The sequence below is a fragment of the Clostridioides sp. ZZV14-6387 genome (assembly GCF_020657835.1).
GTDB lineage: Bacteria > Bacillota > Clostridia > Peptostreptococcales > Peptostreptococcaceae > Clostridioides > Clostridioides difficile_A.
Window position 1 is genome coordinate 47,917 of record NZ_JAGWCW010000013.1, and the last position, 25,884, is coordinate 73,800.

Here is a 25,884-nt window from a genome sequence, read left to right on the forward strand (position 1 = left end):
ATGGAGGTGTAAAAATTGTTTAAATTTGATAAAAATAAAATAGAGCAAATCAAACAAGGTAGAAAAGTAGAAGTACAACATAAAGATATCTCTGAGATAAGTATAAGTCAAATAAAGCAAGATGATGATATAACAAGCAACTTTATAGCAAATGCAGAAATATATGAGATGTTGTTAAATCAAAATCCTGTTGATGAACTAAATAATATAAGTACTTTTAGTGTAGCAAAATCTGGTGGTGAGAGTGGAATGGTAGAAGTATATGTAGCATTGATTCTAAGAGGAAAGAAAACAATAGAAGAAGTACCAGCAGTAATTAGAGAGCAGGTTAGAATTAGATGTAAAGAATTAGAAATACCAGTTGAATAATAAATTCAGAATAACTATATACTAGTTATTTTTTTTATATAAAGTACAAGGTCTTAACTTCAATAAGTAAGCCTTGTACTTATTTTTTGTTATATTAGTAAATTGTAGGTATACCTAATCAATCTACAAAATATATCTACAATTTAAAATACTAAAAATTAAAATAATAGTACTTAAAATATAACATTGTATGACATGAAAATATAACAAAAATTAAAGTTATAAGTGTAGAAAATTTAGACAACAGGAGGATATAATGGAGAAATTAATAACAGAATTGAGTAGCCTAGGGGCAATAGGTATACTATGTGCTCTATTATTTAAAAATACTATGCAGGAGAAAAAGGAAGATAGAGACATGTATAAAAAGACTGTAGAAAATTTTATAGAATTGTCCACACAACAGCAAGAAATAAATAAGAATGTACTTGTTCAAATGGGAACAATGAAAACAGATGTAGAGGAAATTAAAGAAAATGTAACTGATATAAAGGGGATGTTACAAAAAGAAGGTGTATAACATGAAAGTAGCAGTAGTACCAGGACATACATTGTCAGGAAAAGGAACTGGAGCAGTTGGGTATATAGATGAGGGAAAGGAAAATAGAATCCTAACAGACTTAATAATAAAATGGCTAAAACTAGGAGGAGCGACAACCTATACTGGAAAAATTGATAAATCAGATAACTATTTGTCAGAGCAATGTCAAATAGCCAACAAACAAGATATAGACCTAGCAGTACAAATCCATTTTAATGCAAATAAGACAACCCTAAATCCTATGGGAACAGAAACAATATATAAGACAGATAATGGAAAAATATATGCAGAAAAAGTAAACTCAAAGCTTTCAACTGTATTTAAAAATCGAGGGTCAAAAAAAGATACAAGAGGTCTATACTGGCTTAATCATACAAAAGCACCAGCAATACTAATTGAAACTTGCTTTGTAGATAGTAAAGAAGATACAGACTATTATATTAGAAGCAAACATACAATTGCAAAATTAATAGCAGAAGGAATTTTAAACAAAGATATAAAAGAAGATATTTCACAAGAAAAATCTGAAAATATAATATTATATTCTGGAGCAGTGGATAAAGCAATTGCAACCATAATGTCGTTTTATATAAATAACAGTATATTAATCGATGTAAAAGACTATAAAAATGAAATAGCAACTAATATATTTTCCATAGGAGGGAAAGCTTCTAAAACAATAAATAAAGATGTTAATAAGTATATTGAATTTATTGGAAAAGACAGAAAAGAGACTTTTGAACTTGTGTTAAAATATTTAGGAAGATATATTTAAAATAAATAAAAAATAAACAGACAAAACAAAAAGAGGTAGCATTATGCTACCTCTTTTTTTATTAAATTATTGTCTATTAACCAAAATAGCTATTTTAGCATCTGGATTATAACTTATTTGAACCATTTGATTTTTCTTAATATGTTCAAGGTCCTCACCACCATAAGCTATTTGTAACTTAACTGGTAACTTACCTTGTTTTATAATAGCAACATACTCTTTTTTACCTTTTTTCTCTAAACTAATCAAATTGCCAACATAAGGTTTGAAGTTCTGATACTTTTTACTAGAATTTCTTATGTAGAAGAAAGCACCAACAGCAATAACTAAATTTATGCCAAGTGTAACCCAAGAATTAATTTTAAGCATAGCTCCAGCGATTATTATCACGAACATTAAAACGATAGGTAATATAGCTTTCTTAAGAAGCAATTTACCCATTATTTCATTAGCCTTTTTCTCAGGGCCACTCATAGTTTTTGATCTAGCAAATGATTGCGCGAATTTGTCTCTTAAGCCCATTTTATCCTCCTAATTTTAATAAATATTTAGTTATAATAACGAGATATTACTTGAAACTAAAAATTTACCACATTTATATTATGTTTGACTTTTGTATAAATAATTACATTCAAGTAAAGCAAAATATACTAATTATTTTATCATAAAACTATAAAAAAGAAAATAAATGAAATAAAAATATTAGAACTAAGAAATGATGTAAAATCGTATCAAAAGCAACATAAAAATTATTTATCTATTTTCTCATCCTTATTTTTATTATATTCAGTTTCTTTCAAATCTTTCTCTTTTTCATATTCATGAAGTTTTAATTCAATCATACCTTCTATTTTGGCCTTATCATAATCACTTAACTTTCTAAAATTATTTAAAAGATTTATTTCATTAGAGTTTATACTATTAAGTGGATAATTTGAGGATAAATCACAAATTAAATCTGGCTCTTGTGAAGAAGTTCCATTTAATAGCCAGTCCACTGAAACATTAAATATCTCAGCTATAGATTTTAATATTTCATAATTTGGCTTTCTAATATTTCTCTCAAATTTACTTAAATTATCACAGTCTAACATTTCTTCTAATTCATATTGTTTAAGATTTTTTGTTTTTCTTAAATAAACAATTCTTTCTCCTAAAGTATTCATAAACACTCTCCATTCAATTAATGTCAAAAAGACTTTCTAAAATGTAAATAGCTGCAAAATAAAGGTCAAAATGACATGAAAAACATTGACTTAAGGTCAAAATGACTTTATAATTAATTTAATGATACGAAATTACATCCTAATTTTAGCATAAAGTAATCAAAAAATCTTATTTAGTATCAAATAAATTTATGTACTTAATATTTGTATATATCAAAAAAATATACTAAATATAGGAAGGTGTGTAAACTAAAAAACAAAAGGAAGTATAAATCACTTAGAAAGGAACTTGATAAATGGATGCTCGAAAAAAATGGATACCTTTTTTAGGAGTACAAGTTAAACAAAGACTTATTGAATTAAATATGACTCAAAGAGAATTAGCAAAGAAAATAGGTGTTAATGAAAACTATTTGTCAGCCATTCTAAATGGCAGAAGGACAGGTAAAAAGTATAAATCATCAATTTATCAATTGCTTAATATAGAATATTCAGAAGATGATTAGCAAATAGTGTGTGAAGTAGGTGAGTATTCTTATGTGTAAATCAGATTTGGATGGAGTAATAGAGTGCTGTAGAGCGATTGACGATTTTATTACGGCTCTCAATGGTATAAAAAGTTTAAATATGGAAAGATTAGATATCTTAACTATATACTCTAGTACATGCTCAAGCCTTCTTAAAGAGGGTAATTACAAAGGATGCACAATTGTATATAAAAAGATGCTGGAAGAGTTGAAAACATGAATAATACATTTCTTGGGAACATAAATAATATATAGGAATGTACAACACTGTTCAAAATACATAAACTAAAATATGGATAGGTAATCTAAATATTATTGAAATTAGATTATGCTTATTTTTAAATAACTTAATATCCATATTTTAGTAGTCTGTTACAAAAAAAGAAAGTTAATAGATGATGTAAAATCGTATCAAATTATGTATGTTTAAACCATTTTATCTTCATTAGTATTAGAGGAATGCTTTTTTAAGTCTTTATATTCAGATATCTTAAGTTCAAGTATTCCTTCTATTTTTATTTTATCACGCTCATTTAATTGTCTGTATAGATTTAATATCTTCATCTCATCATCAGTAACATGTAGGTAATCTTCCTTATTTTCTTTTACACTATTGTTAGAGTTTACTTTTTCTTTGCCATATAGAAGCCAGTCAGTAGTAACATCAAAATAATCAGCTATTGACATTAATATATCACAATTAGGTTTTCTATCTCCAGTTTCATACTTACCTAAATTTTCAAACTTTAAAATATTCATAAGTTTACGCTGAGTAAGTTTTTTGGAATTTCTTAAATAAGCAATTCTTTTTCCTAAAGTATCCACAAAATACACTCCTTTCTTTTTATTGTCAAGGTCAAAATGACATTTAAAATAAAGATATCAAAATTTATATGTAAAAAACTAACAAAATAAAGTCTAATTGACATTTGGCTTAAATTAATATGCTCATACTATGATTTTAACATATTATAGTTGAAAAGATGTGGTTTATTTTGATTTGTATATATTTTTTGATAGACGTAATTAGGTATGAAAGGTGAAAGAGTTAAGAATAGGGTTTGTAAATTAATCTATAAATTTGGTTTGATAAACTAATGTTATTTTTTAACTGATTATAAAAATGACAAACAGTAAAAGAGAAATAGTATTATATTGTAGTTTATGTTAATCAATTATAAAAAAATTTATGAATTTAACATTTAAGACAACATATTTAAGATATAAGATAAATCTACAATATAATACTATAACACTCTTTTATCTAGTTTTATTTTCTTTATAGAATAACAATATTACGAATGCAAGTAAATTTATACAGAATACTGTTATATACATCTGTTTAAACCCTGAGTTTAGAGTAGATTGAAGTGTATTCTCTATTTTTGTTCTATTGTTTTCTATAGAATTTATATAATCTAATTTTGATTTATCAAAAGCCTTTGGTATTTCAGTTTTTACTTCTTGTGTCTTTGCTAAAACTGATTGAAGTGATTTTTTTTGTTGTTCCATAGTGCCAAGGCCTTTTTCCATGTCTTTCTTTTTATTTATAGAATCATTTAGCTTACTTTGAAGTTCCTTTTTTTGACTTTCCATTGTTTTGAGTTTTTTATTCAATTGTTTCTTTTGAGTTTTACTTTTCTGTAGCTTTGTGTTTAATTCAGCTCTTGCTTTTTTTAATTGTTGTATTTGAGCATTTAAACTTTCCTTTTTTTCGTTTAAATCTGGTTTATTATCACCAGAATTATTATTTTTATTTTCTGTAGAATTATTTTTATTGCTGTCAGGATTAGAATTACTAGTATTATTTTGTTCTTGGTCATTTGAGTTATTTTCGTTATTAGTAGGAGTATTTTCTTGTGGTATAGTAGGTATTTTATTGTAAGCAATTGTCAATTCATTTATGGCTTTATCTTGCTTTACAAGACCTTGTTCCATACCTTTAATACCTTTATTAACACCATCAATGCCTTTTTTTATACCATCTATTCCTTGATTAATGCCAGCCCTAGCTTTTATCATATTGTCAATACCTGTTTGAATTCCTTTAATACCACTATTTAGTTTATTTTCACCTTCTTCGATACCATTTATTCCACTTTGTGTTCCATCTATTCCTTTTTGTACATTTGTCTGGATTTTATTAATTACAGATGGAACTTTTTCATCAAACATGGTTGTTGATATTTCCTTTGTGATATTGGTAATGTTGGTTGTATCTGCTGACTGAACCTTATCCAACAAGTATTTTGGTAGTTTTCCACCTGTCATATCCATGTTGATATTTGATGTATCATCCATATTTGGTATAGAAACATTTTTTAAATTCTTTGCCATTTCAGGGTCTGACTTTAAATCATCTATCATATTTTCAAGTTCTTCAAGTTGAACTATTTTAGGTGTTGATGGTTTTCCAACTAAGTCCATAATATTATCTTGTACAGATAACCCTGCATGTGCTATAAAGCCAATCATTATAGCTGGAGAAATTGAAGTTCCAATTGAGCGTATCAGAGACAATGTAGCAAGTGCTGAGTTAGATTCTTCTAATCTTGTATTTGATAACATCATATAGTTTAGAGGAGTTCCCATAGTAAATCCCATACCTAAGCCCATAAACATTAGACTTATACATACACTAAATACTGTATTTGTTTTTAGTGCAATTAATACCAGATAAAGAGACCCTATCATGGATACAGAAAACCCTAATAATAGTATTTTCTTTGCACCAAACTTATCAATAAGTCTCCCGCTTAAAGGAGCAGCAACACCTGCAAATAATCCCAATATAGCAACAAAATATCCACCAGAACCAGCATTTATCTTTAATGCATTTTCAGCATATTGTGGAACAAATACCATACCCATCATTCCAATACCAACAATTAAAGATAAAATAAGAACTATCAGTATTCTTGGATTTAAAAAATATTCAAAATTTAAAATAGGGTCTTTAGCCTTATTTTCAATAAATATAAAAATAGGTATAAGTATAATAAATGCCAATAAGTAAGGATAAACTGATATATCTTGCATAGAATTTGTAAAGTTAAAAAAGTCTATATTCATAAGACCATACAATAATGATACAATTATACATATCAACATTAATGTACCAAGTTTATCTATTTTTTCTGTAGATGTAGACTTATTATTTTTAATACACAAAATTCCACCAATAAGTATGATTAAGCAAATCGGAAGATTTACAAAAAATAGCCATTTCCAATTTTGAGTTCCAAATATACTTAGAATTGTGCTGCCAATACTTGAACCTAAAATATTGGCAATACCATACGTTGCTCCAACTAAACCTAAAGCCATACCTCTTTTATTCTCTGGGAAGGTAGTTCCAAACTCTGCTGTAGCAATAGGCATAATTCCGCCACCACCAATTGCCTGAATAACACGACCAATTAGTAAAATATTGAAATTGGAAAATAATGATGATAATCCACATATTAATGAACCACTACCAAATAGAAATATACTAACTAAATACACATATTTTCTTCCTATTTTATCTGCTAATTTTCCAGAAATAGGGATTACAGATGCATATGTTAATGTATATATGGTAATCATCCAAATTCCTGTCTTTTCATTTACTCCAAGACTATTTTGTATAATCGTTCTTGCTGGTGATACTATTCCTGTATCAATAGCTCCCATAAATATACCTAAGAGATAAAGTATAAGTACTAAAAATATTTTTGGATTACTATCCTTGTTCTGAATACTAGTATTAGAATTCAAGGCAAACACCACCTTAATGTATTAATTTTTCAATATAGGGTTTTAAATCTTTAAATTCTATATGAGTATATGTTGAGTATGAAAAAAACATTTTAATAATTATATTGCATACTAATGTATCATTATTAAAAAACTTTTCTTTTTCTAAAGCCTCATATATTTTATTTGAAAGCTGCTCATGAAAATCATCTTTATGTTTTTTCATTTCAAAAAATCTTTTAGTCTCAAAAGTGTTTAAAAAATCATTGTATTGAATATTATGAACCTTGTTTATAAAATTTCTTATTTCTGTAAAAATAATATCTAATTTTTTAATATAATCTTCAGTATTTTTGTTGGAGTATTCAATTCGCCTTATCAATAAATCCCATTCCGATTTTGTTATGTATTCTATTATTTCTTGTTTTGAATCAAAATAATTATATACTGTGCCTGCACTTATACCACATCTTTGAGCTATTTTCCTGATACTAATATTGGAGTAGTCTTCTTCTAGAATCATGTCTCGAGCCACTTTTAGTATATCTTCTTTTACATTTTCTAAAATCTTTGGCATATTACCACCTCTTTTATTAAAATTATTATGAACACTGTTTATTATAAACCTTTAAAATTTATTAATCAATATGTAAGCTATAATGTATAATATTATTATATAGATATGATATAAAATAAGTGTCTTATTAGAAGTATCTAATTTATTAAATTTATACTTAAGTATGATTATTTACTTAAATATGTAATATTAGATTTTTCTTTTTAATAAATTAAATATTATTATGTGATAAGGAGAATACTGTGATGGAAAAGAAGTATGTAATGGCACTAGACCAAGGAACAACTAGTTCAAGAGCTATACTATTTAATAAAAAGGGTGAAATAGTAAAAATCGCACAAAAAGAATTCAAACAAATTTACCCAAAAGCTGGGTGGGTAGAACATGACCCTATGGAAATATGGGGTTCACAAAGTGGAGTAATGAGAGAAGTTATAGAAACAGCAGGAATAAGACCAGAAGAAATTGCTTCAATAGGAATAACTAATCAAAGAGAGACTACAATTATTTGGAGTAGGTATACTGGGAAACCGATTTATAATGCGATAGTATGGCAGTGTAGGAGAACATCAGAAATATGTGATGAGCTTAAACATAAAGGGTTAGAAGAACTAATAAAAGAAAAAACTGGTCTTTTAATAGATGCATACTTTTCAGCAACAAAAGTAAAATGGATATTAGATAATGTAGAAGGTGCTAGAGAAAAAGCAGAACAAGGAGAGTTGTTATTTGGGACTATAGACACATGGTTAATATGGAATTTGACACGTGGAAAAGTACATGTAACAGATTACTCAAATGCATCTAGAACGATGATGTACAATATAAATAGTTTAGAATGGGATAAAGATATACTAAGAGAGTTAGATATACCAATAAGCATGTTACCATCAGTAAAACCTTCTAGTTATGTCTATGGCCATACAGATGAACGTATGCTATCAGGAGCTAAAATACCTATTGCTGGATGTGCAGGAGACCAACAAGCAGCATTATTTGGTCAAAACTGTGTTGAAGAAGGTACTGCAAAAAACACTTATGGAACAGGTTGCTTCCTACTTATGAATACAGGTAGTAAGATAGTAAAATCTAAACATGGACTGCTTACAACAATTGCTTGGGGTGTTGATGGAAAAGTGACATATGCACTAGAAGGAAGTATATTCATAGGAGGTGCATCTATTCAATGGCTTAGAGATGAATTAAAGATAATTGAATCTGCGAAAGATAGTGAAATGTATGCAAATAGAGTAGAGGATACTAATGGTGTATATGTAGTACCAGCATTTACAGGTCTTGGAGCTCCATATTGGGATATGTATGCTAGAGGGTCAATCTTAGGTCTTACAAGAGGTGCAAAAAAAGAACATATAATAAGAGCTACATTGGAATCGATTGCTTATCAAACAAAAGATGTCTTAGAAGCAATGCAAAATGATTCAAAATTGAAATTAAAGTCACTAAAAGTTGATGGTGGAGCAAGTAATAATAATTTTTTAATGCAATTTCAGTCAGACATATTAAATGTAGATATAGATAGACCTAAAATAGTAGAAACAACAGCTTTAGGGGCAGCATATTTGGCAGGATTATCTGTTGGTTTCTATATTGGAAGTAATGAAATCCCATCAAAATGGTCAGTAGAAAAAGAATTTAATCCAAATATGAATGAAGATAAGAGAAATAAATTATATAAAGGTTGGAAGAAGGCTGTATCAAGAGCTTTAAGTTGGGAAAAAGAAGATGAAGTAGATATTTAAAAAGTAGTCAAAAACAAAATTTATTTGAACTTAAAAAGAGCTTTATGTAAAATATGAAGCTCTTTTTTTATTGTTTACTTACACTTTTTATACAATCATACTAAATTGTATGATTTATTTTTCACTTTCATATAAGAACATTGGTATAGAGTTGTAAATATGTTTGTCTCCAACAACTAAGAGAATATCTCCATCTAAAAACTCGATATACGGGCCAGGAGATATTATAAGTTCCTCACCTCTTTTAATTGCAACTATTGTAGCACCTGTGTTTTGCCAAAATTTAGTTTGAGCGGCTGTTTGTCCAACATACTTACATTTAGAATTTATTGTGAACTGAACGGGCACTAAAGGATTTATTATTTCAAGTCTGTTAGAATAATCTAAAATTTTATTTATAGTATCCAATATTTCATTCTCTAAATTAGATTTAGTATCTATTAAATTATAAAGAGTTGATTTATATGATGATATATTTGTAATATCCCTGTATTTTTTTATAAAAGAAGAAGCTTTGTCTGGAGATAATACAATAACACCTTTACCCTTTATGCTTTTAACAACACCAATATCTTCTAAAATTTTAACAGCTCTTCTTATAGTTTCTGGAGATACATTGTATTTACCAGCCAAAACAGAACGTCCAAATAATACTGAATCCTCTTGTATTTCACCTGTATATATTTTATTTGCAATATCCAAAGCTATTTTTTGGTATATTGGCATCGTATAATTTTTATCCATTGTTTTTCCCCCAATACAAAATTTATGTTAAAAAATATATAATCTTAATAATACTATTGTATAATTTATAGGTTTGTATGTCTACAATATGTACAAATATTGTCTTTGTTTTAAAATAATATTTTAACATGTATTTAGTATACATGATTTTATTATACGTAAAACTCTATAAAGATTTACTTAAGAGAATATAAAGATATTTTATTTACAAAAAACGATAATTATATGGATGAAATAAACAAATGAATGAAGAAAAATACTTCTGTCTTGCATACAAAGTGATTAAAATTGAAAAATACTTTAAAAATGAAAGTCAAATGCCTTTTTTTAGGTAGAAATGATTAATTATTAACTAAAAAATGGAAAAAACATTTTTTGAAAAAGAAATACAAATGAATGTGAAATTAAAATAATTGCAAAAATATTCCTCAAATGGTAAAATTATATTATGAAATGCAACGAAATAGTTGCAAAACTAAAATTGAATAAAAGTAATAAAATATTTCATGCAATATATAAAATAAACAAAATTTAAAAAATAAAACTACTTATTCTATCAAAATGCTAGTGAGGGGGGTCATAAATTGTATAAAGTAGATTTAAATAGTGATTTAGGTGAAAGTTTTGGAGCATATAAGGTTGGTTTAGATGAAGAAGTTTTAAAATATATTTCATCAGCTAATATAGCTTGTGGGTTTCATGCAGGTGACCCTAATCATATGGACAAAACAGTAAAGTTAGCTAAAGAAAATGGCGTGAAAATAGGGGCGCACCCAGGTTTTCTAGATTTAATGGGATTTGGAAGACGTGAGATGAAAATAACTAGACAAGAAGCTAAAGATTATACAAAATACCAATTAGGAGCTTTAATGGCATTTGCAAGCTCAAATGGATGTAACATACAACATGTAAAACCACATGGAGCCTTATACAATATGGCAGCTAAAGATAAAGATTTAGCTATGGGTATTTGTGAGGCTATATATGAAGTAAACAAAGATATCATACTTTTAGGATTATACAATAGTGAAATGATAAATTCTGCTAAAGAGATTGGGCTTAGGTATGCAAATGAAGTATTTGCAGATAGAGCTTATGATAATAATGGATTTTTAGTTCCAAGAAGTGTAGAGGGCGCAGTTATACATGATACAAAATGTGCAATAGATAGAGTTGTTAAGATGGTAAAAGAAGGAACTGTAGAAACGTTAACAGGTGAAGTTATACATATCAAAGCCGACTCTATATGTGTTCATGGGGATAATCCAAAGGCAATAGAGTTTGTTAAAGAGATAAGAAAACGCTTTGAATTAGAAAATATAGAAGTTTGTCCATTAGAAGATATGGAAGCTTGTTCATTAGAGAACATGGTTTAAGACTGATAATATGAGGGGGAGATAAAATATGAGTACAAAAAATATTACTGATAAAACGAAAAATAAAAAAGATGTTGGGGCACTTATAGGAGCTGCTTTTATAATGGCAACATCAGCAATTGGACCTGGTTTTTTAACTCAGACAGCACAATTTACTCAAGATTTTGGGCCGAGTTTTTCATTTGTAATCTTAATTACAACAATTCTTTTTATAGGAGCTCAAGTAAATGTATGGAGAGTAATTGGTGTATCAGGTCTTAGAGGTCAAGATATAGCAAATAAAATAGTGCCTGGATTAGGTTATCTAGTTGCTTTTTTAGTAGCGCTTGGAGGATTAGCTTTTAACATAGGAAATGTTGGTGGAGCTGCACTTGGTATGAATGTAATGTTTAATATGAATATGACACTTGGAACTGTATTAAGTGGATTGATAGCAATATTTGTATTTATGTCAAAAAACTCAAATTCTCTAGTAGATAAGATAACTAAGTTTTTAGCATTAGGTATGATAATTATAGTTGGATATGTAGCAATATCAAACCATCCTCCTGTTGGAGAGGCAGTTTTTAAAATGGTAAAACCAGAGAATCCAAAAGGGCTTATATTCCCAATAATAACTCTACTTGGAGGAAGTGTTGGAGGTTATATAACTTTTGCTGGAGGACATAGACTGATAGATGGTGGAATAACAGGAGAAGAAAATATAAAAGAAATAACTAAGTCTTCTCTTTTAGGAATACTAGTTGCAACAATGATGAGGGTTCTTCTATTTTTAGCAATATTAGCAGTAGTTTCAAAAGGTCTTCAACTTGACCCAGAAAATCCAGCTGCTTCAGCTTTTAAATTTAGTGCAGGGGCAATAGGATACAAATTCTTTGGACTTGTATTATGGTCTGCTGCAATTACATCAGTTATAGGCGCTGCTTATACATCAGTTTCTTTCTTAAAAACATTAAATCCTTTTATAGATAAGTATGAAAAGTATTTTATAATAGCCTTTATAGCAATATCAACACTTATAATGGCATTTATAGGAAAGCCAGCAACTTTATTAATTTTAGCAGGTTCTTTAAACGGATTAATACTTCCAATCACATTAGGAATAATGCTTATAGCATCTAAAAGAAAAGATATTGTTGGAGATTACAAACATCCTACATGGCTTTTAATATTTGGAGTAATAGTAGTATTAATATCTGCCTATACAGGAATAACTTCTCTTAGTAGTCTAGGTACTTTATTTGCTTAATTTAGAAGAGGTGACATTTATGAAAACTAGATACTTGCTATCAGGAGATAAAGCAGTAGTTGCTGAGTTTGGAAATGAGATATCAGAAGATATAAATAAAAAAGTAATTTCATTTATGAGGGCAATAGAGATATCAAATCTTAAAGGGATTGTCACAGAAATGGTGCCAACATATAGGTCACTTATGATAAGTTATAATCCTCTAAAAATAGATTTTGATAGTTTAATTGAGCGTTTAAAAAAAATAGAAAATAATTTAGAAAGTATAGAATTACCAAAACCTAAAATACATGAGATTCCAGTATGTTATGATAAGGTTTTTGGTATAGATATTGAAAATGTTGCAAGTCATAATAATCTTACTGTGGATGATGTTATAAAAATACACACAAGTAGAGATTACTTGATATATATGTTGGGATTTACTCCTGGTTTTCCGTATCTAGGAGGTATGGATGAAAGAATAGCTACACCTAGACTAGAGGTGCCAAGAACTAAAATTTATGGTGGAAGTGTTGGTATAGCAGGTTCTCAGACAGGTGTATATCCTATCGATAGTCCTGGAGGATGGCAAATAATTGGTAGGACACCTTTAAAATTATATGATGAAAATAGAGAAGAACAAATTTTACTTAGAGCTGGAGATTTTATAAAATTTGTTCCAATAACATTAGATGAATTTATAGAAATTGAAAAAAATAATTTGAGTATTTAAATATCGTTATAGTACAGGGAGTGGTATATATGGGATTCAAAGTTGAATTAGGAGGTTTCCAAACATTAATACAAGACAGAGGTAGAGTTGGATATGGACAATATGGTGTATCTGGTTGTGGGGCAATGGATGAGTATGCACATAGAGTGGGAAATATATTAGTTGGAAATTCTGAAGATGAAGCTTCTTTAGAAGTTTTAATGTTGGGCCCTACAATTACATTTGATGAATATACACAAATAGCAGTAACTGGGGGAGATTTAGGCGCTAGAATAAATGGAAAAGAAATTCAAAACTGGAGGTCATATCAAATAAACCCTGGCGATGTATTATCATTTAGAGGTGTAAAATCAGGAGCTAGAGCATATGTATCAATAGCTGGTGGAATAGATGTCCCACTTGCAATGGGTAGTAAATCGACTTATACAAGAGCTAAGATTGGTGGTTTTGAAGGTAGGGCACTTAAAAAAGGTGATTATATAAATACTTTCATTCAGGAAAAAGATTTTACAATAAATAAAAAATTAAATTCAAAATATATTCCAAACTATAGTTCAGAAATAGTCTTAAGAATTGTAAAAGGACCTCAATTTGATGCTTTTTCTAAAGATGAAGTAGAAAAGTTTTTATCAAATGAATACAAAGTTACAAATGAAATAGATAGAATGGGTTGTAGACTGGATGGAGAGAGTATAAAACACCTTAATGGAGCAGATATTATATCTGATGGTATTTCTTATGGAGCCATACAAGTACCTGGACATGGAAAACCTATTATAATGCTATCTGATAGACAGACTAGTGGTGGATATACTAAAATAGGAAATGTCATAAGTGTAGATTTGTATAAGTTGGCACAAGCAAAGCCAAATGATGTAGTAAAATTTGAATTTGTAGATATATATGAAGCACATAGATTGCTGAGGGAACAAGAAGAAAAGATTCAAGATATTTACAAGAGTATGAAAAATATAAGAGTTGTAAAAGCAAAAGTGTTAAATGATATAGCAGTTTAATTTAACCTTAATAAACATAACTCTTATTATAAATTAAAACGTAATTTACAAATAGCTATTTACTATTTACCATAATCAAGATGGTTTAGTTAGTCAAATAGCTATTTTTTAGTTTAAATAAATATTATAGATTTAAATAAATACTTCAATTTGAAAATAAAAGTAGTATTTAAATATTTTTATTTTGTAGCATATATAAAAAGTATGTATTTTATATAGTGTTTATTTAGATTTTATTGGCCAAATTGGAGGAGAAATAACACCATATCCACGAGCTATTGTATCTTTACTAGGATTGATGATTTTATGAGGTATGTTGGCTTTTATAAATGTTGAATCCCCTGTATTCAATCTTATTATTTTTTCCCCCATACAAATATCAACCATACCACTTGTTACTACCATGATTTCTTCTGATGCGTGATATATACAATCTTTAGCATCTTCACTTTCTGGTTTAAGTTCAAATTCTACAAGTAAACTTGAAGGAGTAAATTCAGATGTTGGCATTGGAGATACTATCTCATAAAACATTTCACTTCTTGGAAATTTCATCATAACTCTATCTTCTTTTCTAATGACTAAATCATCAGTATTATTATCATCCATAAACATATATAAAGGAGTATCTAAAACTTCAGCAATTTTTCTCAATGAAGACAAGGATGGTTCAATAGCATCTCTTTCTATCTGAGAGATATAACTTATAGATAAATCTGTCAATTTGGAAACATCACTTAATGTTTTTTTCTTGCTTTTTCTTATATTTCTCATCTTTTCACCTAACATAAGAACCTCCAATTAATAAAATTAATATAAATATTCGATAAAAACAAAGTAATTATAGCATAACATAGAATTAGTGGCAATAAGAATAAATAGAATATTTTGATAATTAGAATTCAATTAAATATAAATAAAAATTTATAAAAATCAATTATTGTTGAATTAATATAATAAAAAAGAATTTAGCATAGAAAGATTAATTAAAAGAAGATTATTGAAGAATATTTTAGAAAATAGTAAATTTTCAGTAAATTATCTTGACATATACATTGAAGTAATAATATAATTTGAAGTATAAAATTTAAAAAATTAAATTATAACTTCAAAAAGGAGGGTAATATGAAGATAACAGATATAAAATTTGAAAAACTGAGAATTAGATTAAAAAAACCTGTGGTAGTTTCATTTGGAGTAATTGAATATGGGGAAAGTATAATTTTAAAAATTGAAACTGATGAAGGATATTATGGATTTGGTGAAGCAGCTCCTCTTGCAGCAGTAACAGGTGAAGTTTTGGATAATGTACTTTCAATATTACTTATGTTTAAAAAAGAGCTGATAGGAAAAGACCCACTGGATATTGAAATGATACATACAATCATGGATGGAATTATAATAGGTAACACTTCTGCAAAAGCAGCTATTGATATAGCTTTATATGATATCAAAGGAAAACTCATGAATGCACCTCTTCATAAAGTTCTTGGAGGGTTTGATAATAAAGTTCAAACAGATATTACTATAAGTATAGATAAACCAGAAAAAATGGCAAAAGAAGCTTTAGAAAAAGTTAAAGAAGGCTTTAGGATATTGAAGCTTAAAGCAGGGATAAACCCTGAAGATGATATTGAAGCTGTGAGATTAATTAGAGAAGCTGTTGGAGAAAGCATAAGAATTAGAATTGATGCAAATCAGGGGTGGAACGTAAATAGTAGTATAAATACTATCAAAAAATTAGAAGAATTTGGTGTTGATGCAATTGAACAAGCACTTCCATATTGGGATTTGGATGGAACTGCTTACATAAGAAGTAAGAGTAATATAAAAATTATGATGGATGAATCACTACATTCACCAATAGATGCTATTAAAGCTATAAAAAAGGATGCAGTTGATACCTTTAATATTAAGTTGATGAAATCAGGAGGAATATACCCTGCTATAAAAATTAATAACATAGCCGAGTCAAGTGGGGTAAATTGTATGTTAGGATGCATGCTTGAAACGAGAATTGGTATAACAGCAGCAGCAAATTTAATTGCATCTAAAAAAAATATAACAGAAGCTGACCTTGATAGTTTTATGTTTTGTGAAGAATTAAATGGTATCTCTGGAGGATTTGTGATGGATGGAGATATTATGAATCTTGTCAATAAACCAGGCTTAGGAATAGAAGTAAACTTATGATAAAATTGGAGGTTAAATATGAATACACTTTTTTCAAGTACAGGAAGTATACTTGCTATAATGACATCAATGATTGCATTGGGTTTTTACTTACAAAGATATAAAGCTATTAAGAGTTTAGGACCAGCACTTACAATAATCATAATGGGAATAATACTTTCAAACTTAAAAGTAGTTCCAGTAAGTACTGAGTTATATGGAACTATTTCTACATATGCCATTCCAGTCTCTATGACTATAATGTTGATGAGTGTTGATTTAAAAGAAATGACAAAGTTATCAAAAGAGCCTTTGATTGCAATCTTTGTAGCTGTATTAACTGTAAGCATAATGGCATTTTTATTTGGACTTGTATTTGCAGAAAAAATATCAGAAGGTTGGAAAGTTGCTGGAATGTTTGTAGGTACATATACTGGAGGAAGTGCTAATCTTACAGCCATTGGTACAGGTCTTAATGTAAGTCGACAAACTCTTGCAGCAGCAAATGCAGCAGATTATGTAATTGGAGTACCAACATTAATATTCATGTTTGCTCTACCAGCTATACTAAAGAATTCAAAGAAGTTTAAAAAACTTTGGCCATATCATGTAGAAGAATCAGAATTAGAGGATGAGCAGAATGAAGAATTTATGGAGTCAAAAGAGTGGAGTATTAAAGATATTGCTTGGATGTTAGCCATAGGTTTTGTGGTTACAGAGGTTGCAACAATTCTTTCTGGATATTTCAATTCAAGTTTTAGTAGTGCAGCAAGAATTCTTTTAGTTACAACTATTTCAATTATAATTGCTCAGTTAAAGCCAGTAAAAAAGCTAAAAGGGAATTTAGATTTAGGATTATTTGTTGCATTATTCTTTTTATGTACTATAGGTTTTTCAGTAGATATAAAAGAGTTTTTAGGTTCAACTTTCACCATAACACTTTACTGTTTTAGCATAATTTTTGCTTCATTTGTTTTCCATCTATGTATAACTAGACTTTTAAAAATAAAGTATCAATATGTAATACTTTCTATAGTAGGAGCAATTGCTGATGGACCAACTTCAGCTTTAGTAGCTGCATCTGCAAAATGGAATTCACTTGTAAGTGTGGCAGTGGTCATGGGAGTAATTGGTGGAGTATTAGGAAATTATGCAGGTATATCAGTGGCATATGCTATAAAAATGTCTTTGGGATTATAGGAGGTGATTTAATTGCTAAAATTTAGGCTATATATATCTGGATTATATAGTGGAAATGTAGTTTTTGATAATGAGTTATTAATTGAAAAGTTAAATCCTTTTACAAATAAAATCGAAAGTTTAAAAATAATAAGTAAAGAAGAAAATGCATACTATTTAAATCTTACAAAAATGGATTTAAACTCTTTATTTTATAACTTTGATGTATACACTAGTAGTTTATTAAATACAAATAAAAGCGTCATTATAAATAAGTTAGGAGAGACATATTCTAGGCTTAATGAATACATATGGGTTCAAAGAAATAAAAAATTTCCATTAGATATAATTATTGTGGATAATAAAATAGTTGGTTTCATATGCTTATCTAGGGAAACTTGTACTATATTAGTTATGGATGGATATGAAGATTATACTGTATTAAAAGAATGGAATAAAACTCATAAAAATGAAAAGATATATTCTATAAAATTTGGTGGAAATTATATGGTTGATATGAAAGATGGAATAAAACTTTCTACAGATGTGTATCTTCCTAACTTTATAGATTCTACTAAAAAAGCACCAACAATTCTTATGAGAACTCCATATGGAAAAGAAAATGATAAAGAAATATATTATAAATATGTACAAAGAGGATATGTTGTTGTCATACAAGATGTTAGAGGAAGAAATGAATCAGAAGGTGATTGGGAGCCGATGATTCATGAAAGGGAAGATGGAGATAGTACTATAAACTGGATAGTATCACAGAAATGGTCAAATGGCATGGTTGGCATGTTAGGGGCATCTTATCTTGGTTATGTTCAGTGGGCAGCTGCATCTTCAAGTAATAAACATCTTAAAGCTTTAGTTAGTATAGTAACATCAGGAAGTCCTTTTATTGACATACCAAGAAAAGGAGGAGCCTTCGTATCTGGTATGCTTGCATGGGCATTTATGGTATCAAGAAATAAAGTTGATAGAAGTAAAATGGTAAGAGATGATTGGGATGATGTTTTAAACATACGACCAATACAGAATATACCTGTTGAAGCTCTTGGGTATAGGATTAAGTTCCTAGAAGAATGGCTAAAAAGAGTAGAAAAAGATGAGTATTGGGATATGATGGATTGGCATTCACAAAAAGGTAAAATAAATGTACCAGCATTGGTTGTATCTGGATGGTATGATGATAATGGTATGGGGACTACAGAAGCTTTAGATGTAATAAAAGGTTATGAAAAAGGGAAGAGAAAGGCTATCTTAGGTCCATGGATGCATAACTCAAATACTTTAAGAGATATAAATGGTATTTCTTTAGGAAATAATTCATTGAGATATGATTTGGATTATAATTATCTGCTATGGTTCGATAAATACTTAAAAGGTATAGAAAACAATATAGATAAGACTGCTCCAGTAGAGTATTATTCTGTTGGTTCTAATAGGTGGAAGACAGAAACAAATTGGCCAATAAGAAACAAAATAGATAAGCCTTTATATCTAATAAGTGATGGGAATGCTAACACATCTTTGGGAAATGGAAGATTAGTATTTGATAGTGCTTTAGAAGAAAAGTGTGATAAGTATATATATAATCCTAAAGACCCATCAATACAACTAATTGATATGTCAGAAAATGAAGTTGGTGTTCCAAATAACTATAGGGATTTAGAAAAAAGAAGTGACATGTTGTGTTATACATCAGATGCTTTTAGTGAAGAATTTACTATAACAGGTGATATAAAGTTAGAGTTCTTTGCATCAAGTTCTGCCAAAGATACTGACTGGGTTATAAAAATCATGGATGTAGATTTAGATGGGAATTCAATTAAATTAGCTGATGGTATACTTAGTGCTAGATTTAGAAATGGTTTTTATAAGTCGGAGTTTATGGAAGAAGGAGAGATTTACAAGTTCTCAATTATAACTTCAAAAATATCAAACACATTTAAAGTTGGTCATAAAATTAGACTAGATATAACATCTAGTGCTAAAAACTTTATTTTTCAAAATAGCAACACTGTAGAAGGTTATAATAGTATTGAGTATATAGAAGCAAAAAATATCATTTATCATGGAGGTAAATATCCATCCAGATTGATATTGCCTGTAGAAAATAATTAAATTGATATGGATAAAATAGTAAGGAGATATAATATCAATATTATATCTCCTTGTTAGTTAAATTAATTATTTTGTAGCTGCTACAACGCTCATTTCAACTAATAAATGCTCTCTAGCAAGTCTAGCTTCAACACAAGCTCTAGCAGGTTCAAATCCTTTTTCAACCCAAGCATCCCAAACAGAGTTCATAGCTTCAAAGTCTTTCATATCTCTTAAATAAATAGTAACAGATAATAAATGTTGTTTATCTGAGTCATATTTGTTTAATAAATCTTCTATTTTAGCTAAAACTTCAGTAGTTTGTTCAATTATCCCACCTTCAGCATGAGTTTGTCCACATAAGTAAACTGTGTTGTTATGAACTACAGCTCTACTCATTCTTCCAGTTCCTTCATATCTTTTTATTTCCATGTTTTAAATACCTCCATAATTAAAAAATCTATTAAAAATCTAAATAATAAATTAAAAAAAGTCTATACTATATAAAATTATATTATATATTGTAATAATAATCTATAAAAACATACAACTTTTTAATTATAATTATTATTGTTATTAATTGAAAAGCTTTATTAGTTGCTTGACATAATTTATACTTTTAATTATAGTATAAATTGGAATATTTAGATAATTATTATTTAATCTATTAGTAGAAGTCTTTAATTAATATGACTTTATATATTTATATAGAAAAGAGGTAAGTATGAGTAGTACAATCAAATCAAATCGAATAAAGGGCATAATGTTCATAATATTATCAGCTCTTGGTTTTGCAATGATGTCTGCATTTGTAAAACTAGCAGGAGATTTACCAAGTTTTCAAAAAGTGTTCTTTAGAAACTTGGTATCAGCCATAATAGCATTTTGGCTTATCATAAAACATAGAGGTAGTCTAACTGGTAAAAAGGAAAATTTAAAAGTGCTTTTATATAGGTCAATATTTGGAACTTTAGGAGTTATATTTAATTACTATGCAATTGACAGATTGATGCTTTCAGATGCTAACATGTTAAATAAAATGAGTCCCTTTCTTGTAGTTATATTTTGTGCAATTGCTCTAAAAGAGAAAATAAATGTAAAACAGATAGGAGCTATTATAATTGCATTTATAGGGGCTTTATTCATAATAAAACCAACATTTAGTGTAGAAGTGATTCCATATCTAGGAGGAATTGCTGGAGCTATATTTGCAGCAATGGCATATACATGTTTAAGGGTTCTTGGAGATAGAGAAGATTATTATACAATTGTATTTTTCTTTTCAGTATTTTCGTTGATTACTGTAGGGCCAATTGCTTTTGCAGTATATGAACCAATGACTCCTATGCAACTTATATATTTGTTACTAGGAGGCGTATTTGCAAGTTTAGGTCAATTTGGGATAACTCTAGCATATAAGTATGCACCTGCTAAGGAAATTTCTATATTTGACTATAGTAATATAATTTTTTCAGCAATTTTAAGTATCTTCTTGTTCAATGTTTATCCAGATATGCTAAGTGTTGTTGGATATTTAATAGTATTTTCAGCAGCATTTTATATGTTTTTATATAATAAGAAGTTAGATAAATTAGACAAAGAAAATAGAAGATAATAAAGCAATAAGATAAATAAAAATTGTGTTTAGAGTCTGTATTTAATACTTAAGATTTTGTATTGACGTTAAATAATATATAGATTGAAAATATTTAATATACTGGTATAAAACAGCAGTTAAAATTGAAAAGTTATAACTGCTGTTTCTTTTATTAAAAATATCCAAATGTATGTAAAAATAGACTATAATAGAGTAGTATAAATAATATAAAGGGGATAAATTAAAGTATGGAAAAGGTGAAAATTGCTGTAATTGGAGCAGGTAATAGAGGAACATATGCATATGCTCCATATATTTATGAAAATTCTGATGTATGTGAAATAGTTGCTGTAGCTGAACCTAAAAAAGGAAGAAGAGAATTATTTACACAAAAATATAATTTAGATAGCAAAAACGTATTTGAAACTTTAGAAGATTTTTTTGAACAAGATAAAATGGCAGATGCAGTCATAATAGCTACAAATGATGATAGACATTATGATGTAGCAAAACTAGCTTTTGAAAAGGGCTATCACATATTATTAGAAAAGCCAATGTCTAACAGTCTAGATGGTTTGGTGCATATAAATGATTTATGTGATAAGTACAAAGATAAGATTTTTATGATTTGTCATGTACTTAGATATTCTCCATTTTATAATAAATTAAAAGAAATTGCAGAAAGTAAGAAATTAGGAGAACTGGTTAGTATACAGTACAATGAAAATATAGGATATTGGCATTTTGCACATAGTTTTACTAGAGGAAATTGGAGAAATAGTAATGAAACAAGTCCTTTAATTTTAGCTAAGAGTTGTCATGATATGGATATCTTATTATATTTAGTAGGTAGTAGATGTAAAAAAATATCTGCATTTGGAAGTTTGAAGCATCTTAACAACCAACATGCTAGTGGAGAAATGGCACAGAACTGTCTTCAATGTTTAGTTGAAAAAAAATGTCCATATTCAGCCAAGAAAATTTATCTAGAAAAAGATAGAAGCATAAACAGGGCTGTTCACATAAATCCGACAGAAGAAAATATTTTAAAAATACTTGAGACTAGCCCATATGGAAGATGTGTCTATAGATGTGATAATAATGTTGTAGATAATATGGTAAATATATTGCAGTTTGAAAATGGAGTGACAGCTACTTTTAATTTATGTGCATTTACTAAAGAAAGCGGAAGAACTATAAAGCTAATGTTTAGCCATGGTGAAGTTGGCGGAGACTTAAATAAAAATGAGATAAGAATTAAAGAATTTGGAAAAAATGAAGAAATAGTTATAAAACCATCAAATAAACAGAATATGGTAGAGGAATATGACAGAAATCTTATTTCTGAGTTTGTTAAATTAGTTTTAAATAAAGAATTAGAAAAGAGTAGAGTAGCAGCGAAAGAGGCTATACAAAGTCATGTAATGGCATTTGCAGCTGAATATTCAAGAGTGAGTGATGAAGTAGTATATATAGAAGATTTTTTTGATAATGCAAAACAAATGACTAGAGAGATAGAAGAAACTATATTTTAATTAAGAAAACTTGTTAAATAAAATAAAGATAGATTATATAATAGATACACTAATGTATGTGTTCTATCAAAAAATCTATCTTTTTTATTAGGACTTTTTCTTATCTCTATCAAAAAAATCCATACATTCGGATAAAAGATAAGAGAGTAAAGCGAATAAGATTTCTGTACTTAAAGGAATCGTTATTGAATCCATAAATGTATCAATTATGTTCATAGCTAGAAAAGTTAGTATAAAATCAATTATAAATTCGCAAAATTTATATAATGAGTAAGGTAATTTGTTTACATATCTAAATATATCTAAAATAGTAGTGCATAAAAAATCAATTGGGGTAGTTATACAAAAATATATTAAAAAGAAAATTAGTACAGACCCAAGAGATTTATATTCAAAACCTAAGAATGATAAGAAGCCAATTCCTATAACCGTGAAAATACAAAAAGTTATACCAAAAAAAACAGCAAAAAATAAAAATACAGAAATAAATTCGCCTAAAGGAATTCTTCTTTTATTACTTATCTTAATCAACTCCTTAATTTATATAAATAATAACATTCTTAAAAATTCATAATAGTCTTCTGTTTCAAATAATATTGTTTGAGAATCTATTTTTTTCATATTTGGATAAAAAGAAGCTTTAAAAGCCTTGTAATGTTCTCTAAACTTTATTTCTATCTTGAATTTATCAGGTAATTTTATTAAGTGTCTAGATAAATCTCCAGATAAAGCTTTTTTAACACCTTTTTCTATTTCTTTTAGTGCTAGATTTGGATGTATTGAAATTGAACCATTTCCAATTCCTTTTGATACAGGTATAGTAACTATATTTGGGTTTAGTTTTTTTGCACTCTCACAAAGCATTTCATCTCCACTTAAAAATGCTACAGGAACATTATAATATGCAGCAATATAAGCATTTATAGTAAATTCAGACGCTATTTCATCATTTATTTTAAAATAGTCGTAATCAATATCCATGGTATGAGAAAGTGGATTACCATTACAAGTAGCTCCAGAATGATAACCAGTAAATATACATGCATCAAAGCTTTCATCAATTCCAGCCATCATAACTAGTGGGTCTTTAGTCCATCCTCTAAGTATTTTTACATTTTCAGGTAAAATGTCTGGATTAATATTTCTACCACTATCATGTGCATCTTTAACAAGTATTTCATACATGCCAGATTGAGTAGCTCCATTACATGCAGCTGCTATTTCTTTGCTCATTTGTGTTCTGTAGTGATGTGAAAATTCGCATTCAAGTTTTGTCTCATCCCAATTTACAATACCACAAGTACCTTCTATATCAGCACTTAAATATAATTTCATAATATAGACCCCCTTATATTTATTATTAATGATAATAACAGATAACAGAAAAATATAATCAATAAAGGTCATAAAAATATTATGTCTTACTATTAATTATTATTAAATCTGTAACTGGAAAATTACTGAACTAGTATTAAAAATATAATACTAAGTACATCTATTTGTATAATTTTTTTATGTATAATATTTATATAAGATTGTAACATATAAGTGGTTACATTTACTAGTTTAACATAGTTAAGTATCATTTTTAAGTTAAATTGTTTATAGAAACTATTATATAGATTTGTAATTAATTAGTTAGAGAAGGCAAAAAGTAGAAAGTTATAAGAAATAAAAGTAAAAAAATAGAGAGTTATAAGAAATAAGCTGATAATTAATGTACAAAAGTGTACTTTATAGTTGCTAAATAACTCTCAAAAAGAAATGTATTATTTTAATTGTATTTTTTATTTTTAATAAAGAAAACAATAATTATTGATAAAATAGGATTTATTGAAAATCCAAATAATGTCCAGAAACTACTATTAAGGTTTTTCTTTGTAGAAATTTTATTACATGCTATTAGGATTATTATATAAATGATACAATTTAATATTCTAAATATATGTGGTATAAAATTTTGAGCAAGTGCAAATAAAGTAAATGCGTAAAATAAGCCTATGAAAGCAAAGAAAAAGTAGTTTAAATTTTTGAATTTTGGAAGTTGTTTTTTGTTATCATTAATTGACATGATAACACCAAGAACCATAGCTATCCATCCAAATAAATTTGCTGCTTGTAGACTAAATATTGTCATGTATTTTCTCCTTTATATTTATTTATATTTAAGTATACAAGATAATTTACTAATATTAAAGCAAATAAAAGGAAGAATTATATAGTTTTAAAATTCAAATTCATTTTCCCAATCAAATTCTCCTGACTTTTCTACACTTTTAGGCCAATGATTGCACCATTTAGGAACTGATGGATTTTCAATTCTATCAACACTTGGAGTATATGGTTTTAAGTCAATAACAGGGCTATTGTCATTAGCATCAATATATGGGATTTTTATTATACCATTTTCATGGTCTATATTAATAATTTGTACAGTAGTTAATGCTATTGGATTAGGTCTAATAGGTGACCTTGTTGCAAATATTCCCATAATATCTGGCGCATTTTTATATGGTTTTGGAGTTTCTAAAATATTTCTTAATTCGGTATTATCAAATCCATCTGCCCACCAAAGTACATTTAAGTGAGCAAAGTCATCAAGTTCTTTTAGTGCGGGTATATATTTTTTATCCAATTCAATAAAGATTTCTTCACCTTGAACACGTATTTTTCCTATAGGATTTACTGATATTTGTTTCATAATATTACCTCCAATTATTTGGTTTGTCATTTGTAATT

At 28.0% G+C, this 25,884-nt stretch carries 27 protein-coding genes; 15 read left to right on the forward strand and 12 right to left on the reverse strand.

Going from position 1 to position 25,884, the window contains the following annotated elements; all coding sequences use genetic code 11:
- The first annotated feature begins 15 nt into the window (after window positions 1-15).
- The 3 genes from KGF38_RS09975 (at window position 16) to KGF38_RS09985 (ending at window position 1,685) form a co-directional block, all read left to right on the forward strand.
- Window positions 16-369: a CD1375 family protein gene (locus KGF38_RS09975; RefSeq protein ID WP_074178923.1), complete on the forward strand. Its 354-nt coding sequence runs from the start codon at window positions 16-18 to the stop codon at window positions 367-369.
- 256 nt (window positions 370-625) lie between these two features.
- Window positions 626-889, forward strand: a complete 264-nt coding sequence (locus tag KGF38_RS09980) for a hypothetical protein (RefSeq protein ID WP_054269857.1) — start codon at window positions 626-628, stop codon at window positions 887-889.
- Window position 890: 1 nt separating this feature from the next.
- Window positions 891-1,685 (forward strand): N-acetylmuramoyl-L-alanine amidase, encoded by a 795-nt coding sequence (locus KGF38_RS09985; protein WP_074178924.1) that lies wholly within the window; start codon window positions 891-893, stop codon window positions 1,683-1,685.
- 66 nt (window positions 1,686-1,751) lie between these two features.
- Here the strand turns inward: KGF38_RS09985 and KGF38_RS09990 are convergent, their stop codons facing one another.
- Together KGF38_RS09990 and KGF38_RS09995 are read right to left on the reverse strand one after the other, a co-directional pair.
- A complete protein-coding gene (locus KGF38_RS09990) occupies window positions 1,752-2,207 on the reverse strand; it encodes a hypothetical protein (RefSeq protein ID WP_021384080.1) in 456 nt (151 codons plus the stop codon).
- A gap of 227 nt (window positions 2,208-2,434) precedes the next feature.
- Complete coding sequence (locus tag KGF38_RS09995) at window positions 2,435-2,851, reverse strand: helix-turn-helix domain-containing protein (protein ID WP_054269859.1); 417 nt, start codon at window positions 2,849-2,851, stop codon at window positions 2,435-2,437.
- Window positions 2,852-3,147: 296 nt separating this feature from the next.
- Here KGF38_RS09995 and KGF38_RS10000 point away from each other — a divergent pair, with 296 nt between their 5' ends.
- Window positions 3,148-3,357, forward strand: coding sequence for a helix-turn-helix transcriptional regulator (locus tag KGF38_RS10000; protein WP_003428146.1), 210 nt, complete (start codon window positions 3,148-3,150; stop codon window positions 3,355-3,357).
- 19 nt (window positions 3,358-3,376) lie between these two features.
- The gene (locus tag KGF38_RS10005; RefSeq protein WP_074178925.1) at window positions 3,377-3,598 is read left to right on the forward strand and encodes a hypothetical protein; all 222 of its coding nucleotides are present in this window, start codon (window positions 3,377-3,379) and stop codon (window positions 3,596-3,598) included.
- A gap of 206 nt (window positions 3,599-3,804) precedes the next feature.
- Here the strand turns inward: KGF38_RS10005 and KGF38_RS10010 are convergent, their stop codons facing one another.
- From KGF38_RS10010 to KGF38_RS10020, 3 genes are all read right to left on the reverse strand, one after another.
- Window positions 3,805-4,203, reverse strand: coding sequence for a helix-turn-helix domain-containing protein (locus KGF38_RS10010; protein WP_074178926.1), 399 nt, complete (start codon window positions 4,201-4,203; stop codon window positions 3,805-3,807).
- Between the two features lie 435 nt (window positions 4,204-4,638).
- Entirely contained in the window at window positions 4,639-7,146 is a 2,508-nt protein-coding gene (locus tag KGF38_RS10015) for an MFS transporter (RefSeq protein ID WP_227832326.1), read from the reverse strand.
- Window positions 7,147-7,150: 4 nt separating this feature from the next.
- Window positions 7,151-7,693 carry a TetR/AcrR family transcriptional regulator gene (locus KGF38_RS10020; protein WP_054269863.1) on the reverse strand — a complete coding sequence of 181 codons (543 nt, stop codon included), beginning with the start codon at window positions 7,691-7,693 and terminating at the stop codon, window positions 7,151-7,153.
- Window positions 7,694-7,938: 245 nt separating this feature from the next.
- Here KGF38_RS10020 and glpK point away from each other — a divergent pair, with 245 nt between their 5' ends.
- Window positions 7,939-9,453: a glycerol kinase GlpK gene (gene glpK / locus KGF38_RS10025; RefSeq protein WP_054269864.1), complete on the forward strand. Its 1,515-nt coding sequence runs from the start codon at window positions 7,939-7,941 to the stop codon at window positions 9,451-9,453.
- Between the two features lie 114 nt (window positions 9,454-9,567).
- Here the strand turns inward: glpK and KGF38_RS10030 are convergent, their stop codons facing one another.
- The gene (locus KGF38_RS10030; protein WP_021384134.1) at window positions 9,568-10,197 is read right to left on the reverse strand and encodes a TrkA C-terminal domain-containing protein; all 630 of its coding nucleotides are present in this window, start codon (window positions 10,195-10,197) and stop codon (window positions 9,568-9,570) included.
- Window positions 10,198-10,781: 584 nt separating this feature from the next.
- Between KGF38_RS10030 and KGF38_RS10035 the strand changes: the two genes are divergently transcribed.
- Genes KGF38_RS10035 through KGF38_RS10050 form a run of 4 tightly spaced genes read left to right on the forward strand, consistent with a single transcriptional unit; the run spans window position 10,782 to window position 14,553 of the window.
- Window positions 10,782-11,573: a LamB/YcsF family protein gene (locus tag KGF38_RS10035; RefSeq protein ID WP_074178928.1), complete on the forward strand. Its 792-nt coding sequence runs from the start codon at window positions 10,782-10,784 to the stop codon at window positions 11,571-11,573.
- A 28-nt stretch (window positions 11,574-11,601) separates the two neighbouring features.
- Entirely contained in the window at window positions 11,602-12,822 is a 1,221-nt protein-coding gene (locus tag KGF38_RS10040; RefSeq protein ID WP_054276357.1) for an NRAMP family divalent metal transporter, read from the forward strand.
- 19 nt (window positions 12,823-12,841) lie between these two features.
- Entirely contained in the window at window positions 12,842-13,537 is a 696-nt protein-coding gene (gene pxpB / locus KGF38_RS10045) for a 5-oxoprolinase subunit PxpB (RefSeq protein WP_054269867.1), read from the forward strand.
- A gap of 29 nt (window positions 13,538-13,566) precedes the next feature.
- Entirely contained in the window at window positions 13,567-14,553 is a 987-nt protein-coding gene (locus KGF38_RS10050) for a biotin-dependent carboxyltransferase family protein (RefSeq protein ID WP_054269868.1), read from the forward strand.
- 222 nt (window positions 14,554-14,775) lie between these two features.
- On the opposite strand, the gene KGF38_RS10055 is transcribed toward KGF38_RS10050, so the two are convergent.
- A complete protein-coding gene (locus KGF38_RS10055) occupies window positions 14,776-15,342 on the reverse strand; it encodes a helix-turn-helix domain-containing protein (protein WP_054269869.1) in 567 nt (188 codons plus the stop codon).
- Between the two features lie 336 nt (window positions 15,343-15,678).
- Between KGF38_RS10055 and KGF38_RS10060 the strand changes: the two genes are divergently transcribed.
- The 3 genes from KGF38_RS10060 to KGF38_RS10070 are packed head-to-tail and all read left to right on the forward strand — an operon-like array spanning window position 15,679 to window position 20,034.
- Window positions 15,679-16,746 carry a mandelate racemase/muconate lactonizing enzyme family protein gene (locus tag KGF38_RS10060; protein WP_054269870.1) on the forward strand — a complete coding sequence of 356 codons (1,068 nt, stop codon included), beginning with the start codon at window positions 15,679-15,681 and terminating at the stop codon, window positions 16,744-16,746.
- Between the two features lie 18 nt (window positions 16,747-16,764).
- Window positions 16,765-17,925: a DUF819 domain-containing protein gene (locus KGF38_RS10065; protein WP_054269871.1), complete on the forward strand. Its 1,161-nt coding sequence runs from the start codon at window positions 16,765-16,767 to the stop codon at window positions 17,923-17,925.
- A gap of 12 nt (window positions 17,926-17,937) precedes the next feature.
- Window positions 17,938-20,034 carry a CocE/NonD family hydrolase gene (locus tag KGF38_RS10070; RefSeq protein ID WP_141668742.1) on the forward strand — a complete coding sequence of 699 codons (2,097 nt, stop codon included), beginning with the start codon at window positions 17,938-17,940 and terminating at the stop codon, window positions 20,032-20,034.
- Between the two features lie 66 nt (window positions 20,035-20,100).
- Here the strand turns inward: KGF38_RS10070 and KGF38_RS10075 are convergent, their stop codons facing one another.
- Window positions 20,101-20,445: a RidA family protein gene (locus KGF38_RS10075; protein WP_021384144.1), complete on the reverse strand. Its 345-nt coding sequence runs from the start codon at window positions 20,443-20,445 to the stop codon at window positions 20,101-20,103.
- A gap of 292 nt (window positions 20,446-20,737) precedes the next feature.
- Between KGF38_RS10075 and KGF38_RS10080 the strand changes: the two genes are divergently transcribed.
- Window positions 20,738-21,628, forward strand: a complete 891-nt coding sequence (locus KGF38_RS10080; protein WP_054269874.1) for a DMT family transporter — start codon at window positions 20,738-20,740, stop codon at window positions 21,626-21,628.
- 230 nt (window positions 21,629-21,858) lie between these two features.
- Window positions 21,859-23,145, forward strand: coding sequence for a Gfo/Idh/MocA family protein (locus KGF38_RS10085; protein ID WP_074178929.1), 1,287 nt, complete (start codon window positions 21,859-21,861; stop codon window positions 23,143-23,145).
- Window positions 23,146-23,232: 87 nt separating this feature from the next.
- Here KGF38_RS10085 and KGF38_RS10090 read toward each other — a convergent pair whose 3' ends face one another.
- The 4 genes from KGF38_RS10090 to KGF38_RS10105 form a co-directional block, all read right to left on the reverse strand.
- Complete coding sequence (locus KGF38_RS10090) at window positions 23,233-23,676, reverse strand: regulatory YrvL family protein (protein ID WP_074178930.1); 444 nt, start codon at window positions 23,674-23,676, stop codon at window positions 23,233-23,235.
- A gap of 9 nt (window positions 23,677-23,685) precedes the next feature.
- Complete coding sequence (locus KGF38_RS10095) at window positions 23,686-24,480, reverse strand: M55 family metallopeptidase (protein WP_054269876.1); 795 nt, start codon at window positions 24,478-24,480, stop codon at window positions 23,686-23,688.
- A gap of 439 nt (window positions 24,481-24,919) precedes the next feature.
- The gene (locus KGF38_RS10100; protein ID WP_054276362.1) at window positions 24,920-25,282 is read right to left on the reverse strand and encodes a hypothetical protein; all 363 of its coding nucleotides are present in this window, start codon (window positions 25,280-25,282) and stop codon (window positions 24,920-24,922) included.
- 87 nt (window positions 25,283-25,369) lie between these two features.
- Window positions 25,370-25,846 carry an SAM-dependent methyltransferase gene (locus KGF38_RS10105; RefSeq protein WP_054276363.1) on the reverse strand — a complete coding sequence of 159 codons (477 nt, stop codon included), beginning with the start codon at window positions 25,844-25,846 and terminating at the stop codon, window positions 25,370-25,372.
- Between the last annotated feature and the right edge of the window lie 38 nt (window positions 25,847-25,884).